The following is a 15717-nucleotide window of genomic DNA, read 5'->3' as shown; positions in this document are numbered from 1 at the left end:
GAAAATGTGGGAGGTTTGAGTCGTGCAAAATGCCGGAGTCCTGAAGGGCGTCGTGCATAATCAAACAGGCGTAATGCCATTACTGTCTGGGCAACCGGCTGATTTAACAGTCGTTCTTCATCAGCCGCCATTGGCCTGATCCCTGCACCCCTCCAGCTACATTTATCCAACGCAGATTGAAGGGGGACGCATGACCCCAACAAATCGCAAGAAACTGGTACTCGCCCATTCGGTACGGCCCGATGCCCCGCTGCACGAAGTTGAAACCAATCGGGCGCTGGCTCGTTGGCTGGCGCAGATCGTCGGGCTCGAATACGGCGGCAGTTACGACCCGCAACTGCACAGCGGTCGTGACCGCTATCTGTTGCCGACCCAGACGCTGGTGGGCGCCGCTATCGCCCGGAAGCTGGGCGTCAAAGGGCCGGAGGATTTGTGGGGCGGTTACGTCGACCACGATTTCATCTGCACCAAAGCCATCAGTCATGGGCTGTTGAACCGCTATGCGTTCGCGCCCGAAGGCTGGGCAACGTTGTTTTGCGAACGGGTGCGCAGCGTCGTGCTCGATGGCCTCAGCGTGTTCTCCCTGGACGATGCGCGCCCGGCGGCGGAGCACCTGCTCTACAGCGGCCCGATCCGCATCAAGCCTATTCACGCCTGCGCCGGACGCGGTCAGGAAGTGATCAAGAGCCTCGACCAGTTCGACGCCATCCTCGCTCGCCCCGAGGCCAAGACACTGTTCACCGAAGGCGTGGTGTTGGAACAGGACTTGACCGAGGTGATCACCCACAGCGTCGGCCAAAGCTTCATCGGCGACAAAGTGCTGAGTTATTGCGGTGATCAATACTTGACCGAAGACGCTCAGGGCGAGCAGGTTTATGGAGGGTCCAATCTGTTGGTGGTGCAGGGTTATTACGAGGACCTGCTGGCGCTGGAACTGCCGGATGACGTGAGGCTGGCGATCCAGCAGGCACAGGTATTCGACAGTGCGGCGGATGAAGCCTACCCCGGTTTCTATGCTTCGCGGCGCAACTACGACATCGCCCAGGGGCTGGACTGCAACGGCCGACAACGCAGCGGCGTGCTCGAACAATCCTGGCGTTTGGGCGGTGCCAGCAGCGCCGAAGTCGCAGCGTTGCAGAGCTTCGTCAACGACCCCGGCCTGCGTGCGATTCGCGTGTCGTCGGTCGAAACCTATAGCGATCAAACGCTGCCGGCGAACGCTATCGAGGTGTACCGCGGGCCGGCGGAACACAGTGATTTTCTTCTCAAGTACGTGACGGTCAAATCCTATGACGGCTAGAAGCGAAACCATTCAGATCGACATCGACGATGAACAGATGAGCGGGACCTTCCTAAGCCCCAAATCGAAAGTCCCGGGGGTGCTTTTCGTCCACGGCTGGGGCGGTAGCCAGGAGCGCGACCTGGAGCGGGCCAAAGGCATTGCCGGGTTGGGTTGTGTGTGCCTGACGTTCGACTTGCGTGGCCATACCGGCGGGACCGGCATTCCGTTGTCCAGGGTCACCCGCGAAGACAACCTGCGCGACCTGCTGGCAGCCTACGACCGCTTGCTCGCCCACCCGGCGCTCGACACCTCTGCGATCGCGGTGGTCGGCACCAGTTATGGCGGTTATCTGGCGGCGATCCTGACGACGTTGCGTCCGGTGCGCTGGTTGGCGCTGCGGGTGCCGGCGTTGTATCGCGACGACTTGTGGCACACGCCCAAGCGTGAGTTGGACAAAGCCGACTTGCGCGACTATCGCGGCACGCTGGTGCGCGCCGACAGCAATCGCGCGTTGCACGCCTGCTCGCAATTCACCGGGGATGTGTTGCTGGTGGAGTCCGAGACCGATGCCTATGTGCCCCATGCGACGATCATGAGTTACCGCGCCGCGTGCCAACAGACTCACTCGCTGACTCACCGGATCATCGATGGTGCGGATCACGCCTTGAGCGACCCGGTTTCGCAGCAGGCGTACACCTCGATCCTGGTGGGTTGGATCACCGAGATGGTGGTGGGTGAGCGGTTGAGCATCATTCAATCGAGTTGAGAGAGGCGGTGGTCTTGCGGTCGTTCGCGGGCAAACCACATCTCACCGAGGTTTCTTCGAGATCCGCAACGACTTGGCCTTGGCTTCCACCACCAGGTACATCACCACGGTTATCAGCAGCGGCAGAATGAAATAGATCGCCCGATAAGCGATCAACCCCGCCACCAGGCTGCCCCGCGATACTTCGTGCTGCAGCAGCGCCACGAACACCGCCTCCAACACACCGAGCCCGGCCGGGATATGGGTGATGACCCCGGCAATGGCGCTGATCAGCAACACACCAAGCACCGGCGGATAGTCCAGTTTGCTCGGCAGCAACGTGAAGATCACCGCCGCCATCAGCGCCCAGTTCAGTGCGCCGAGGGCCAGTTGCAGGATTGCCATGCGTAGCGACGGCAGAATGATATCTACGCCGCGAACCGACCATTTCCGGCGCCTGGAATACCGGCAGGCCGCCAGATATCCCATGCTCAACAACAGCAACAAAATCCCCACGTCCTGCAGTGCATTGCTGCTCACTTTCCAGCCCGGCGGCATTCGCATCAGGCCGCTGCTGAACACCGCGCCGGCAATCACCATGTAGCCGAACCAGTTGGTCGCCAGGCTCAGCCCGAGGATTTTTGCGATGTTGCCTTTGCTCACGCCGAGCCGCGAATACAGCCGATAACGCATGGCGACGCCGCCGACCCAGGCGCTCAGGTTGAGGTTGAAGGCATAGCTGATGATCCCCACCGGGAGGATCTGCCGCCAAGTCAGGTTCTGCCGGATGTAGGTGCGCCCGATCAGGTCGAAACAGGCATAGACCAGAAAGCTTGCCAGGGTCACACCTGACGCAATGATCAACGTGCGTGCTTTGAAATCAGCCAGGGTATCGAACACTTCGTTCCATTCGATGCGCTGGGCGAGCATCGTGAACAATACGATCAGCGCCAGGAAAAACAGCATCGTCAGCGGCCTTTTCCAGCGGTGCCAGTGGTGTTTGCCCGGCGTGTCGGAGTGCGACGCAGGCTGCGCTTCGGAATGGCTCATGCCTTGGCGCTCCCGGGTGGGTGGATGAAGGGCTTCAGGCGCGGTTTATGCGCCGGCAACCAACCGGCCCATGCGGGGAAATGCCGCAGGAAGTGAAACACCAGAAAGCCGATGGTCATGTCCCAGATCCGCCCGCGAGGGGCTGTGTCCACCGACATGACCTTGCAATGGTTGCTGCTCAACTCGTCGAGACGCTCGTACAGATCGCGGTTGAAGATACGGTCGCGGATCAGCACGTTGGCTTCCAGGTTCAGGGACAGGCTCAGCGGATCTAGGTTGCTTGAGCCGACAGTGCTCCAGTCCTCGTCGACCAGGGCGACTTTGCCGTGCAGGGGGCGGTCGCAATATTCGTAGATCACCACCCCGGCCCGCAGCAGGTAATCGTAGGTCATGCGCGCGGCGAGCCTGGCCACCCGCAGGTCCGGTTGTCCCTGAAGAATCAGGCGCACCTCGACCCCCCGGCGTGCCGCATTGCGAATCTCGCGCAGCAGCCGATAGCCTGGAAAGAAGTAGGCATTGGCGATCACCACGCGACGCCGGGCACTGCGCAGCACCTGCAAATACACCTCTTCGATATCGTTTGGGTGTTCTGCGTTGTCGCGATACACCAGCCGCACCTGACCGTCATGATCGCTGACCGCCAGTTCAGCGTGCCGCTGCCGGCGGCGCTGCCACCAGTATTTGGCCCGAGCCGGTCGACCGCTTTTTAGCAGGGCGAAATGATGAATATCGGCCACTGCCGGGCCTTGCACTTCAACCGAATAATCCTGCTTGGCCTCGGGGCCGAAGTCGGCCAGATGGTCGGCGGAAAAATTGATCCCGCCGAGGAACGCAATCGTGCCGTCGACCACCACAATCTTGCGGTGCAGACGGCGGAACCAGTTGGTGCGGATGCCCAGGTGACGCGGGGCAGGGTCGAATATTTGCAGGTGCACGCCTGCGTTGCTCAGGGCGGCGAGGAACGCCGTACTCAGTTCGCCACAACCAAAGCCGTCGAGACTGACCGTGATACGCACACCGCGTTGCGCCGCTTCAATCAGGATCTGTTGAAGCTCATTGCCGACCTTGTCTTCGAACAGAATGAAGGTTTCCAGGAGGATTTCCCTCTGGGCCTGGCGCAGCACTTCAAACACCCGTGGAAAGTACGCCTCACCGTTTTCCAGCAACTCGACCCGGTTGTTACCGTGCCAGCCGTATTCAACTTCAGTCACCGCAGGCTCGCGCACGGGGGGAGGAGGGGAGACGTGTTCGACCGTGGTTTTTTCCATCGATGGGCTGCTCATAACTCGATCTCCACCGACAGGGGCGCATGGTCGGAAAGGTGTGACCAGGGGCGTGCCGCCAGTACTTGTGGATGGCTGGCCTTGAGATGGCGCACGTAGATGCGGTCCAGGCGTAACGCCGGCAAACGCGCGGGGAAACTGCGCGCCGGTTTGCCATGCTGCTCGGCAAAGACCTCACGCAAACCGCAAGGCTTGAGCAACGCATCGGCGCGTTGGCGCCAGTCGTTGAAGTCGCCGGCGACCACCACCGGGGCATCTTGCGGTAACTCTTCCAGGCGTCGGATCAGCAGCTTGAGCTGTGCCGTCCGGTGGCTTTCGCGCAGACCCAGATGGACGCAAATGGCATGCACTTCCCGGCCATCGCCGGGCATCCGCAACACGCAATGCAGGACTCCACGGTTTTCATGGCCGCTGATGGACACGTCGAGGTTGTCGTGGCGAATGATCTGGAATTTCGACAACAGTGCATTGCCGTGATCGCCCGCCGGGTAGACCGCGTTGCGCCCGTAGGCGAATTGCGGCCACAGGCTATCGGCAAGGAATTCGTACTGGGGCATCGCCGGCCAATTGTTGTAGCGCTGGGGATGCTGTTCGTGGGTGCCGTGGACCTCCTGCAAAAACACCACATCGGCGGACACACTGCGCACCGCTTCGCGCAACTCGGGCAGGATGAAGCGCCGATTGAGTGCGGTGAACCCCTTGTGGGTGTTGACCGTCAGCACGGTGAAGCGGCTCACGGCATTGATGATGGGTTGCTGTTCATCCGTTCCGCCGACCGGTTCGGGAATGCTCATGGCAGCGCTCCTTCGGCAACCGGCTCGCCGGGGGCCGTGACCAGGTCTTTGTCGAGATGCAAACGCTCAAGCAGGTGGCGGGCATCGAAGGGCGCGCGGACTTTGATGTCGTTATCGAAATAGCAGAACACTTCCCGGGATCTGCGAGTCTTGGGTTTTTGCCGGGGCGCGATCAATTGCGGATCTGCCGGTTGCTGGCCGTGATGCCAGGCCTCGATCCGCTCGCTCCAGCGTTGCAGCGCTTGAGGGGTGTAACCGCTGGCGTAGAGTTCTTCGGCGCCGTGCAGGCGCAGGTAGACGAAATCGCTGGTGAGGTCTTCGCGGTACGGCCATTTGCCGGCGGTGTCGGCAATCACCAACGCGGTGTTGTAGCGTTTGAGCAGCCGGACGAAGGCCGGATCGACGAAGCTTTCGTGGCGAATTTCCACGGCATGGCGCACCGGTTTTTTGCCGTAGGCCTTCATGCTGGCGTGACCGTTCAGACGTGGTTCGTGCTGGCGGGCGAGGGCGGCGGCCTGTTCGGTGTCGTGGGGCAGTTGTTCAAGAAAGTGTTCGAACAGCTCCGGGTCGAATTTGAAGCTGGGCGGAAACTGCCAGAGGATCGGGCCGAGTTTTTCCTTGAGCTCCAACACTCCGGAGGCGAAGAAATTCGCCAGGGGTTTATGGATCTCCCGCAAGCGCTTGATGTGGGTGATGAAGCGCGGCGCCTTGACGCTGAACACGAAGCCCGCCGGGGTTTCGGCGTACCACTGGGCGTAACGTTCGGGCCGTTGCAGGGCGTAGAACGATCCATTGATTTCGATGCTGTTGACTGCCCGTGACGCGAATTGCAATTCGCGTTTGTGGGTCAGCCCCTTCGGGTAGAAGCCTCCCCGCCAGGGCGTGTAGCGCCAGCCTGAAATGCCGATATGAATCGCCGCCATGTCGCCTCCCATCCTCGGACAGCCCTGTCTTTTGATGACTGCCAGGCGTGCGAGAAAGTTTCGACGGGGCTACGGACGGTAAAAGCAAAAGATCGCAGCCTTCGGCAGCTTCCCACAGGCGTGCAGGAGTTGCCGAAGGCTACGATCTTTTGATCTATCAGTGCCCGGCGACGATCCGGGCCGAACCTTCAGCCGGCTCGGCATACACCGGACCCAATCGATCGAGACGACCACTCCAGGCGGTCAGTGCCAATGCCACCAACACCACCAGGCCACCGATCCACGCGGTATGGATCAGGCCCATATGCGCCACGATCAAACCACCACCCCACGCACCACCGGCAATGCCGAGGTTGAACGCCGCGATGTTCAGGCCCGACGCCACGTCCACCGCATGCGGGGTGTGATGTTCGGCCTGACGCACCACATACACCTGCAGCCCCGGCACGTTACCGAACGCCACCGCACCCCAGACCAGCACAGTGGCCAGGGCCAGCCATGGATTGGCGGCGGTGAAGGTCAGTGCGAACAGTACGGCGGCGAGCAGGGCGAAGATGATTTTCAGGGCGCCGATCGGGCCGCGTTTATCCGCCAGCTTGCCGCCCCAGATGTTGCCGACGGCCACCGAGATGCCGTACACCAGCAGCACCAGGCTGACGGTGCTGGCGCTGAAGCCCGCAATGTCCTGAAGAATCGGTGCCAGAAAGGTGAAGGCGATGAACGAGCCGCCGTAGCCGACCGCTGTCATGGCATACACCAACAACAGGCGGGGTTGCTTGAGCACTTGCAACTGCTGCAACAGCGAAGCCGGTTTGCTGTGGGCGATGTTCTTCGGTACGTAGAGCAGGCTGCCGATGAAGGCGATCACACCCAGTGCAGATACCGCGAGGAAGGTTTCACGCCAGCCGAAATGCTGACCGATAAACGTCCCCAGCGGCACGCCAGTGACCAGCGCCACAGTCAGGCCGGTGAACATGATGGCAATCGCGCTGGCGGCTTTTTCCTTAGGCACCAGGCTGGTGGCGATGATCGAGCCAATTGAGAAAAACACCCCGTGGGCCAGGCCGGTGACGATCCGCGCAATGATCAGCGACTCGTAGCTCGGCGCTTTCCAGGCCAACAAGTTGCCGAGGGTGAACAGCACCATCAGCGACAACAGCAGCAATTTACGCGGGACCTTGCCGGTGAGGGCGGTCAGCACCGGCGCGCCGACGGCCACCCCGAGTGCATACAAACTGACCAGCAAACCGGCGGACGGCAGGCTGACGCCGAGGTCGGCGCCGATGGTGGGTAACAGGCCAACGATGACGAACTCCGTCGTCCCGATGGCGAAAGCGCTAAGGGTCAGCGCCAGCAAGGCAATGGGCATGGCTGCAACTCCGGTGGATTGATTGATGGAGCGCAGTGTCGGGGTTTGGGGCGTGCGGAAAAATACAGGGATGGGCATTTGATATTTGCGTGCAGGTCAAATATCTCACGGCTGGTATTAAACCTTGTGGCGAGGGAGCTTGCTCCCGTTCGGCTGCGGAGCAGTCGCAAAGCCATACAGCGCGGTGCATCCGGGAGAAATTGGTTTACAGGTTTTGGGGGCGCTTCGCACCCCAGCGGGAGCAAGCTCCCTCGCCACAGGAGGTTGAATCCTACAGGGGGGAGTGGCGGATCAGTGTATTGCGTACTTCTGTAGTCGATTGCTGATCCAGCTCCAGCCAGAACTGCTGCTTCCCGGCGATTTCAGCGGCGGCCGGCAAGCCGTCGCGATAAACCAGCCGATTGCTCGCCAGCGCCGGCACTTTCGCGCCCGGCAGCAGGGTGCCGGCGAGGTTCAGCGGATCGACCCCGCACACCGCGATCAAGCTACCGTCATGGGGGCGCCGCCTGACTTCACGCAACAACGGGATCGCCTCGGGCAGGGCAAACTGTTCGCCGGCCAGGCCACTGACAAACCGCCCGCCACGAATCTCGCCCCGGGCCTCCAGCCGATGGAACGTGCGCAGCAATTCCCGCCAACTCGGCAACCAGTCCGCCTCGCGCTCCAGCAAGCGCCAGAACACCACGCCGTACCGGCGCAGCAAGGTCATGGCGATGTGTTCCAGGGTTTCTGTGGGTGTGGACGTCGGGCGTTGTTTATCCACAACCGGCTTATCCACAACCGGCGCGACCGCACTGCGGCGCAGCAACGCCCAACGCCCGGCGTCGTCCATCCCGCCGACAAACGCTCCACGCCCGCGTCGGCTGCTGCGATTCTGGCGTTTGCTGGCCGGGGTGATCAGCGCCCGCAACCCGGCGAAACTGTCGGCGTTGACCAGTCCGGCACCGACCAGTTCCTGCAAGGCGATTTCCAGTTCCGAGCGCAGCAGATGGGCCTCGTGCATCAGCTCATCAAAAAACAGCGCGCCGTGCTGGCTGAGTGCTGCATGGACCTTTTGTGTTTTGGGCGACAACTCGTTGACCGGCGTCTGCTCGGTCAAGCTGCTCCACAACCCGACCTGATTACGCGGCAGCAGCAGAATCGGCGTGCTGCGCAATGCCGTGCCGGTGCTCTTGTTGCGCGCGGTCAGGCGGGTCCAGACCAGTTTGCCGCTGCGGCATAACTCATCCAGCCAGCTCGCCGAATAGTCTTTGAGCCGCGCCGGCAGAATGTCGCTGTCCCATGCCGAAGCGGCGGCGGGGTAGCCTTCGAACTGGCTGATGATCGCCGGCAACACTGCGCTGCCCTGGCCTCGGCTCATGCTGGAAAGATGCTGCCAGTCGAACAGGAAGCGCATGAAATCCTGCAACGCCACTGGCTCGATTTCCCGTCGCAGCCGTTTGACCGTGTAGCGATGAATCCGCGCCAGCAGATGCCGTTCGCACCATTCCTCTTCGCGGGCGCCCGGGCTGAATTGCCCTCGCAGCACGTAACCTTCACGTTCCAGTTGGGCCAGGGCCTGAGTGACTTGAAGCGCCGGTAATCCCAGCGGTTCGGCAATCGCTTTCAGCGGCAATGGACCAAACGCACTGAGTCGCGCACGGACCACTTCCAGCACCGCTTCGTCCGGCTCCCAGATTTCATTGAAACCGGGCAACGCCTCCAACGACGGAAACAACGTGGCCTGTGGATAAATCGCCCGCAGGCAGGTCAGTCGCTCCAGTGGCAGCCACAGCGATTGCTTGGCGTTGATCTGCAAACGGCTGGCGCGGCCACTGTTGGCCAGGGTGTTCAGCCATTCGAGCCAATTGGGGTTGGCCCGGGCCTCGGCGTCGGTGATGCACGCCAGGCTCATCAAGGCCTCATGCATTTCATCGAGGCCGGTTGGCGTTGGCCAGGCTTCGTCGCGCACCGCGGCAATCGCGTCGGCGTCCAGCGCACCGAGGTCGTCGGTGGACTGCGGATCGCTCCAGCGACGGTTGAGTACCGCCTGAGTACGGCGTTCTTCCAGCGGCGCGTCGTCGAGGAAGGTGTAGGGGCGGGCACTGAGGATTTCCGCCGCCAGTGGCGAAGGCGCCGGCAGGTCGCGGCTGATCAGGCGTATATCGCCCTGTTCCATGCGCCGCAACAACGCCAGCCAGCCTTCGCTGTCCATGGCCTCGTGCAGGCAATCGTCGAGGGTTTGTTCCACCAGCGGATGGTCGGGAATCTCGCGCTCGCCGGCGAGGTTTTCCACGCAGGCGATCTGATCGGGAAACACGCTGGCGATCAGGTCTTCGCTTTTCATCCGCTGGATCTGCGGCGGCACTTTGCGGCCGCCGCTGTAGCGTGGCAGCGCGAGGGCGACCCCGGCATTCCAGCGCCAGCGTACGCCGAACAGCGGGGCTTCGAGCACCGCTTGAGTCAGGATATGTTCGGCGCTGTTGCTGTGCAGGTAGCGCCAGACGTCGTCCAGCTCGAAGCTGTGGCTGGTGGACAGCGACAACACGATGGCGTCCTCGCTGGCGGCGGCCTGCAATTCGAAGTTGAAGGTGCGGCAGAAACGCTTGCGCAGGGCCAGGCCCCAGGCGCGGTTGATGCGGCTGCCGAACGGTGAGTGGATGATCAGTTGCGTACCGCCTGACTCGTCGAAAAAACGCTCCATCACCAGTGTGTCCTGGGACGGCAAGGCGCCGAGGGTCAGGCGGGCCCGGGCCAGGTAGTCGACCAGTTGCTCGGCGCTGGCGAGGTTCAGGCCGAGGGTGTCGGTCAGCCAGTCGAGGGCCGGTTGCAGATCGCCGGGTGTGGCGGCGAGCAGTTCATCGAGTTGCGCTTGCAGGCGGGCCACGGCGAACGACAGTTCATTGCTGCGACCGGGTGCTTCACCGAGCCAGAACGGAATGGTCGGCGGCTGGCCCTGAGCATCTTCGACCCGGACCTTGCCGGTTTCGACCCGCAGGATTCGATACGACGTATTGCCCAGCTGAAAGATATCCCCGGCGATGCTTTCCACCGCGAAGTCTTCGTTGACGCTGCCGATGTTCAGCCCCTGAGGCTCCAGCAACACGCTGTAGTCGGCGTTGTCGGGAATCGTCCCGCCGCTGGTCACGGCGGTCAGCTTGGCGCCCCGACGACCGCGCAAGGTGCGGCTTACGGCGTCCCGGTGCAGGTACGCGCTACGCATGCCCTGGCGACCGTTGTAGCCCTCGGCGAGCATGTGCAGCAGCGCCTGATAATGCTTTTCGTCGAGCTTGGCGTAAGGCGAGGCTTTACGCAGCATCTCCAGCAACGCCTGCTCGTGCCATTCCTGGCAACTGACCTCGGCGATGATCTGCTGGGCCAGCACGTCCAGCGGCGCTTCGGTGATCAACAAGGTGTCGAGTTCGCCACGGCGCACGCAATCGAGCAAAGCGGCGCATTCGATCAGGTCGTCGCGGGTGGTGGCGAACAATCGGCCCTTGGGTGTGCCGCCGACCTGGTGCCCGGAGCGGCCGACCCGTTGCAGAAAACCGGCAATCGAGCGTGGCGAAGCGATCTGGCACACCAGGTCGACGTCGCCGATATCAATCCCCAGTTCCAGCGAGGCGGTGGCGATCAGCACTTGCAGCTCGCCGCGCTTGAGCCGTTGCTCGGCGTCCAGGCGAAATTCCTTGGCCAGGCTGCCATGGTGGGCGGCTACCGCGTCTTTGCCGAGGCGTTCGCTCAAGTGTCGGCTCAGGCGTTCGGCCAGGCGCCGGGTGTTGACGAAAATCAGCGTGGTCCGGTGTTCGCGGGCGAGGGCGGCGAGGCGGTCATAGACCAGCTCCCACACGTCGTTGGCCATCACCGCTGACAACGGCACGGGCGGCACTTCGATATCGAGATCCCGTGGGCGGGCATGGCCGATGTCGATGATTTCGCAGTCGCGATCACCGCCAACCAAAAAACGCGATACCGCCTCGATGGGTTTTTGCGTGGCGGACAGGCCGATCCGCACCAACGGTTGCGGGCAAAGCGCTTGCAGGCGCTCCAGGCTCAGGGCCAGGTGACTGCCGCGTTTGCTGGCGGCGATGGCGTGGATTTCGTCGACGATCACCGTTTGCGTGGTGCCGAGCATTTTCCGGCCGGAGTCGGAGCCGAGCAGCACGTATAGGGATTCCGGAGTGGTCACCAGAATGTGCGGCGCGGTTTTGCGCATGGCCGAGCGGTCTTTTTGCGGCGTATCGCCGGTGCGCACGGCAGTGCTGATCGGCACGTCGGGCAGGCCCATCAGGCGTAACTGCTCGGTGATGCCGGCCAGCGGGTTTTGCAGGTTGATCCGGATGTCGTTGGACAGGGCCTTGAGCGGCGAAACGTAGACCACCAGGGTTTCGTCCGGCAGGCCATCCGGGTTTTCCAGGCCGCGATGGACCAGATCGTCGAGCACGGCCAGAAACGCGGTGAGGGTTTTGCCGGAGCCGGTGGGCGCGGCAATCAGCGTTGAACGGCGCTGGCGGATCAACGGCCACGCCCGGGCCTGGGCGGCGGTAGCCGTCGCGAAGGTGTTGCTGAACCAGGCGCTGACGGCGGGGTGGAAACCGTTCAGCGCGCTGTCTGCGGGGATGGGCAGGTTCATGAACCAATTTATGCGGGTGGGGACGGGAAGTTGCAAGTACCGCTCAGGCTCTGTGTTGCTCCTGAGGCCAGTAGCGGCACCACAAATCTCCGGGAACTACACTTTACGGGTGACGGTTGCGCACTAAACCCGCAAAATGCAACGATTCCGGCAATTATTGAGGACATCGCCTGCGGGCGCTGTCGATAAAGCCATCGTTCCAATCAGACTGGGCCTGCTGACTCTATGCGAATGCGCCTTATGTTACTGGGCGGCGGAAATGCCCTTGGGCAGGCGCTGATTCGCCTCGGTGCGGAGGAAGACATCGGTTTCCTCGCCCCCCGCCCACCACAAGACGGCTGGGACGCCGCGAGCCTGACGCAACTGCTCGACGATACCCGTCCGGATGCGTTGATCAATCTCGCCTACTATTTCGACTGGTTCCAGGCGGAGACCGTCAGCGAACAGCGTCTGGCCGGGCAGGAGCGCGCCATCGAGCGTCTGGCCGAATTGTGCCAGCATCACAACATCGTGCTGGTGCAACCGTCGAGTTATCGCGTGTTCGATGGCTCCCGGGCGACCGCCTACAGCGAAAAAGACGAACCGGTACCGTTGGGCCTGCGCGGTCAAGCTTTGTGGCGCATCGAGCAAAGCGTGCGCGCCACTTGTCCACAGCATGTGTTGCTGCGTTTCGGCTGGCTGCTCGATGACAGCCCCGAGGGCACCCTCGGGCGATTCCTCGCCCGGGCCGAGAAAGCGGAAGAACTGCTGTTGGCGGATGATCGTCGCGGTAATCCGACGCCGGTGGACGACGCTGCCCGAGTGATCATTTCGGTGCTCAAGCAACTCGATTGTGCTGCGCCGCTGTGGGGCACCTACCACTACGCCGGGCATGAGGCGACCACACCGCTGGCACTGGGGCAGGCGATTCTCACTGAAGCGCGCGCCCTGCATCCGCTGGCCATCGAAGCGCCGACCGCCCAGGCTCACGCCGCGCGGCCCGACGCTGCCGAAGAACCGCAACACGCGGTGCTGGCCTGCAAGAAAATTCTGCACACTTTCGGGATCAAGCCCCGCGCCTGGCGCGCGGCACTCCCGGGCTTACTGGATAGGTTTTATCGCCATGGCTGACGGCCCTGTTTTAATCACCGGCGGCGCCGGTTTCATCGGTTCGCACCTGACCGACGCCTTGCTTGCCAAAGGGCATTCGGTGCGAATTCTCGATGACTTGTCCACCGGCAAGCGCAGCAACCTGCCGATGGACAATCCCCTCGTTGAACTGATCGAAGGCGATGTCGCTGATGCCGCCCTGGTGGCGCAGGCGATGCTCGGTTGCAGCGCGGTGGCGCATCTGGCCGCGGTGGCTTCGGTGCAGGCTTCGGTGGATGACCCGGTGAAAACTCACCAGAGCAACTTCATCGGCTCGCTGAACGTCTGCGAGGCCATGCGTCAGGCCGGTGTCAAACGCGTGTTGTACGCGTCCAGCGCAGCGGTCTACGGCAACAATGGCGAGGGCGAGTCGATCGACGAAGACACGCCCAAGGCACCGTTGACGCCGTATGCGGTGGACAAGTTGGCGAGCGAGCATTACTTCGATTTCTATCGCCGCCAGCACGGTCTGGAACCGGTGATTTTCCGCTTCTTCAACATCTTCGGCCCGCGCCAGGATCCGTCCTCGCCGTACTCCGGGGTGATCAGCATTTTCAGCGAGCGCGCGCAGAAAGGCCTGCCGATCACCGTGTTCGGTGATGGCGAGCAGACTCGGGATTTTGTCTACGTCGAGGATCTGGTGGACGTGCTGGTGCAAGCCATCGAGAAACCGCAGGTCGAGGTCGGCGCGGTGAATGTCGGCTGGAATCAGGCGACGACCCTCAAGCAAATGCTTGAAGCCCTTGAAGCCGTAGTGGGCAAGCTGCCGCCCGTTAGCTATGGCCCGGCGCGTTCCGGTGACATCCGCCATTCACGAGCGAATAACCGGCGTTTGCTGGAGCGGTTCACCTACCCGGAGCAGACGCCGATGAGCGTTGGCCTGGCGCGGTTGTTGGGGCGCTGAGGTTTTACACAGTTGTGAAAAAGGCGCCTTGAAGCGCCTTTTTTGTGTGTCGAATATGACCGATGCAGTTCCGTGGCGAGGGAGCTTGCTCCCGTTCGACTGCGCAGCAGTCGCCATCAATCTTGGGGCTGCTTCGCAGCCCAGCGGGAGCAAGCTCCCTCGCCACAAAAGCTGATCACATGTTGCTTAGAACTTGTAACCCAGACCGACCATGTAGATGAACGGATCGACGTCCACGTTCACCCGTGCGCGGGTGCCCGGAGCCACGGCGTTGTTTTCCACGGTGGCACGGGTGTCGATGTCGATGTAGCGCACCTGGGCGTTGATCATCACCTTATCGGTGAGCATGTAGTCGGCACCGACTTCCCAGGCCAGGCCCCAGGAGTTTTTCGCGTTGAAGTTGCTGAAGCCATTGGCGCTGGCTTCGCTGCTGACGTGCTCGTCGTAGATCCAGGTGTAGTTGATCCCGCCGCCGACATACGGCTGGAATGCGGACTTGGCATCCATCGGATAGTAGACCAGGCTCAGGGTCGGCGGCAGGTGTTTCAGGGTGCCGAGTTTGCCGTTGGCGGCGCCTAGCGCGGTGCCTTTGAGCTTCACGTCATGCTCGAACGGCGAGGCCGCGAGCAGTTCGATCCCCAGGTGGTTGGTGATCATGTAGGCGAAGTTCAGGCCCAGTTGCGTGTCGCTGCTCATGGTGGCCTTGCCACCCAGGTCGGCGCCCTTCAGCGGGCCTTGATCGACCTTGACGCTGGAGCTGTCGGCTGTCGGATTGACGGTGATCGCACCGGCCCGAACGATGATATTGCCAGCCTCATGGGCATGGGTGAGCGGGGCTGCGAGCGCGAGGGCAAGCAGCGAAGCGCTGAGCAGGGACTTGTGCATGGGGGCTCCAAAGGACGTTAAAAATGCTTGATGTCCAATGGTAGGGATCCAACTGATACGGTCTTTTGACTCAGCTCAACGAAACAGTGATGGCCCAGATTTTTGCGGAACCTTCGAGGGCCTCTTCGCGGGCAAGCCTCGCTCCTACAGGTTCAACATTGCCTTGTAGGAGCGAGGCTTGCCCGCGAAGGCGTCCTTTCATTCAACACCGAACTACCGGTGTTCACTCCGGCAGTTCATACACATAAATCTTCTGCGCCTCCATCTGATACCCGGCATCCGCCAATTCGCTGGTGGACGCCTTGACCTGCAACGCACCTTCGACCCAGTACGGCTGATACAGCTCATCGAGCTTCACGCCGACTTCGCTTTTGACGTGCACGATCTGGTTCGACGGCGGAGGCGGTACGTGGATGCAGGCGCCGAAATACGGCACCAGCAGAAACTCCGTGGTGCGGCCTTCTTCACTGACCTCCAGCGGCACGATGTACCCCGGCAAGCGAATGTTCTGGCCATCGAGACTTTTCACCACCGGCGCGTTCGGCATGTCCTGTTTGGCGGCCGGGGCCGACTCCGCGGACAACGCATCGCTCATCTTCGACAGGTCGTGCAGCGGCGTCATGTTCGGCACTTCCGGCGGGGCATCCGGCGGGATCATTTCCGACCAGGTCAGGTCTTTCGGCTCGGCCGCCCACAGCGGCAAAGCGACCAGCATCAACAGCGCAAGCAGAGCGCGGGGCAT

The 15717-nt window shown here is 62.1% G+C and carries 12 protein-coding genes; 4 read left to right on the top strand and 8 right to left on the bottom strand.

What is annotated here, in order from left to right:
* Positions 1-190: 190 nt before the first annotated feature.
* Together LOY28_RS26410 and LOY28_RS26405 are read left to right on the top strand one after the other, a co-directional pair.
* A complete protein-coding gene (locus LOY28_RS26410; RefSeq protein ID WP_111454182.1) occupies positions 191-1300 on the top strand; it encodes a DUF3182 family protein in 1110 nt (369 codons plus the stop codon).
* Positions 1290-2048: a S9 family peptidase gene (locus LOY28_RS26405; RefSeq protein WP_019581399.1), complete on the top strand. Its 759-nt coding sequence runs from the start codon at positions 1290-1292 to the stop codon at positions 2046-2048. Before LOY28_RS26410 ends, LOY28_RS26405 begins: the two co-directional genes overlap by 11 nt.
* 42 nt (positions 2049-2090) lie before the next feature.
* Here LOY28_RS26405 and LOY28_RS26400 read toward each other — a convergent pair whose 3' ends face one another.
* From LOY28_RS26400 to LOY28_RS26375, 6 genes are all read right to left on the bottom strand, one after another.
* On the bottom strand, positions 2091-3077 hold the full coding sequence (locus LOY28_RS26400) for a lysylphosphatidylglycerol synthase domain-containing protein (RefSeq protein ID WP_258612736.1): 987 nt from the start codon (positions 3075-3077) through the stop codon (positions 2091-2093).
* Complete coding sequence (gene clsB, locus LOY28_RS26395) at positions 3074-4360, bottom strand: cardiolipin synthase ClsB (RefSeq protein ID WP_064620680.1); 1287 nt, start codon at positions 4358-4360, stop codon at positions 3074-3076. The genes LOY28_RS26400 and clsB overlap by 4 nt, the downstream gene beginning before the upstream one ends.
* Positions 4357-5154 (bottom strand): endonuclease/exonuclease/phosphatase family protein, encoded by a 798-nt coding sequence (locus tag LOY28_RS26390; RefSeq protein ID WP_018925674.1) that lies wholly within the window; start codon positions 5152-5154, stop codon positions 4357-4359. The genes clsB and LOY28_RS26390 overlap by 4 nt, the downstream gene beginning before the upstream one ends.
* The gene (locus LOY28_RS26385; protein ID WP_258612735.1) at positions 5151-6077 is read right to left on the bottom strand and encodes a DUF72 domain-containing protein; all 927 of its coding nucleotides are present in this window, start codon (positions 6075-6077) and stop codon (positions 5151-5153) included. Before LOY28_RS26385 ends, LOY28_RS26390 begins: the two co-directional genes overlap by 4 nt.
* Positions 6078-6234: 157 nt before the next feature.
* Entirely contained in the window at positions 6235-7446 is a 1212-nt protein-coding gene (locus tag LOY28_RS26380) for an MFS transporter (RefSeq protein WP_019581394.1), read from the bottom strand.
* Positions 7447-7717: 271 nt separating this feature from the next.
* On the bottom strand, positions 7718-12058 hold the full coding sequence (locus LOY28_RS26375) for a DEAD/DEAH box helicase (RefSeq protein ID WP_258612734.1): 4341 nt from the start codon (positions 12056-12058) through the stop codon (positions 7718-7720).
* Between the two features lie 225 nt (positions 12059-12283).
* On the opposite strand from LOY28_RS26375, the gene LOY28_RS26370 reads away from it, so the two are divergent.
* Positions 12284-13168, top strand: a complete 885-nt coding sequence (locus tag LOY28_RS26370) for a sugar nucleotide-binding protein (RefSeq protein ID WP_032833719.1) — start codon at positions 12284-12286, stop codon at positions 13166-13168.
* Positions 13161-14090 carry an NAD-dependent epimerase/dehydratase family protein gene (locus LOY28_RS26365; RefSeq protein WP_019650850.1) on the top strand — a complete coding sequence of 310 codons (930 nt, stop codon included), beginning with the start codon at positions 13161-13163 and terminating at the stop codon, positions 14088-14090. Before LOY28_RS26370 ends, LOY28_RS26365 begins: the two co-directional genes overlap by 8 nt.
* A gap of 186 nt (positions 14091-14276) precedes the next feature.
* Here LOY28_RS26365 and LOY28_RS26360 read toward each other — a convergent pair whose 3' ends face one another.
* Complete coding sequence (locus LOY28_RS26360) at positions 14277-14975, bottom strand: OmpW family protein (RefSeq protein ID WP_064620668.1); 699 nt, start codon at positions 14973-14975, stop codon at positions 14277-14279.
* A gap of 223 nt (positions 14976-15198) precedes the next feature.
* Positions 15199-15717: a DUF3299 domain-containing protein gene (locus LOY28_RS26355; RefSeq protein ID WP_018925681.1), complete on the bottom strand. Its 519-nt coding sequence runs from the start codon at positions 15715-15717 to the stop codon at positions 15199-15201.

The sequence above is a fragment of the Pseudomonas sp. B21-017 genome, assembly GCF_024749245.1.
Lineage (GTDB): Bacteria > Pseudomonadota > Gammaproteobacteria > Pseudomonadales > Pseudomonadaceae > Aquipseudomonas.
The sequence above is the reverse complement of the archived record's forward strand: the minus strand, read 5'-3'. Positions and strand labels throughout refer to the sequence as shown.

Excerpts from the sequence above, each read along its gene's own strand:
- LOY28_RS26400 (WP_258612736.1), bottom strand. The coding sequence starts at position 3,077 with ATGAGCCATTCCGAAGCGCAGCCTGCGTCGCACTCCGACACGCCGGGC.
- LOY28_RS26405 (WP_019581399.1), top strand. The coding sequence starts at position 1,290 with ATGACGGCTAGAAGCGAAACCATTCAGATCGACATCGACGATGAACAG.
- LOY28_RS26375 (WP_258612734.1), bottom strand. The coding sequence starts at position 12,058 with ATGAACCTGCCCATCCCCGCAGACAGCGCGCTGAACGGTTTCCACCCC.
- LOY28_RS26370 (WP_032833719.1), top strand. The coding sequence starts at position 12,284 with ATGCGAATGCGCCTTATGTTACTGGGCGGCGGAAATGCCCTTGGGCAG.
- LOY28_RS26355 (WP_018925681.1), bottom strand. The coding sequence starts at position 15,717 with ATGCCCCGCGCTCTGCTTGCGCTGTTGATGCTGGTCGCTTTGCCGCTG.
- LOY28_RS26380 (WP_019581394.1), bottom strand. The coding sequence starts at position 7,446 with ATGCCCATTGCCTTGCTGGCGCTGACCCTTAGCGCTTTCGCCATCGGG.
- LOY28_RS26410 (WP_111454182.1), top strand. The coding sequence starts at position 191 with ATGACCCCAACAAATCGCAAGAAACTGGTACTCGCCCATTCGGTACGG.
- LOY28_RS26365 (WP_019650850.1), top strand. The coding sequence starts at position 13,161 with ATGGCTGACGGCCCTGTTTTAATCACCGGCGGCGCCGGTTTCATCGGT.
- LOY28_RS26360 (WP_064620668.1), bottom strand. The coding sequence starts at position 14,975 with ATGCACAAGTCCCTGCTCAGCGCTTCGCTGCTTGCCCTCGCGCTCGCA.
- clsB (WP_064620680.1), bottom strand. The coding sequence starts at position 4,360 with ATGAGCAGCCCATCGATGGAAAAAACCACGGTCGAACACGTCTCCCCT.
- LOY28_RS26390 (WP_018925674.1), bottom strand. The coding sequence starts at position 5,154 with ATGAGCATTCCCGAACCGGTCGGCGGAACGGATGAACAGCAACCCATC.
- LOY28_RS26385 (WP_258612735.1), bottom strand. The coding sequence starts at position 6,077 with ATGGCGGCGATTCATATCGGCATTTCAGGCTGGCGCTACACGCCCTGG.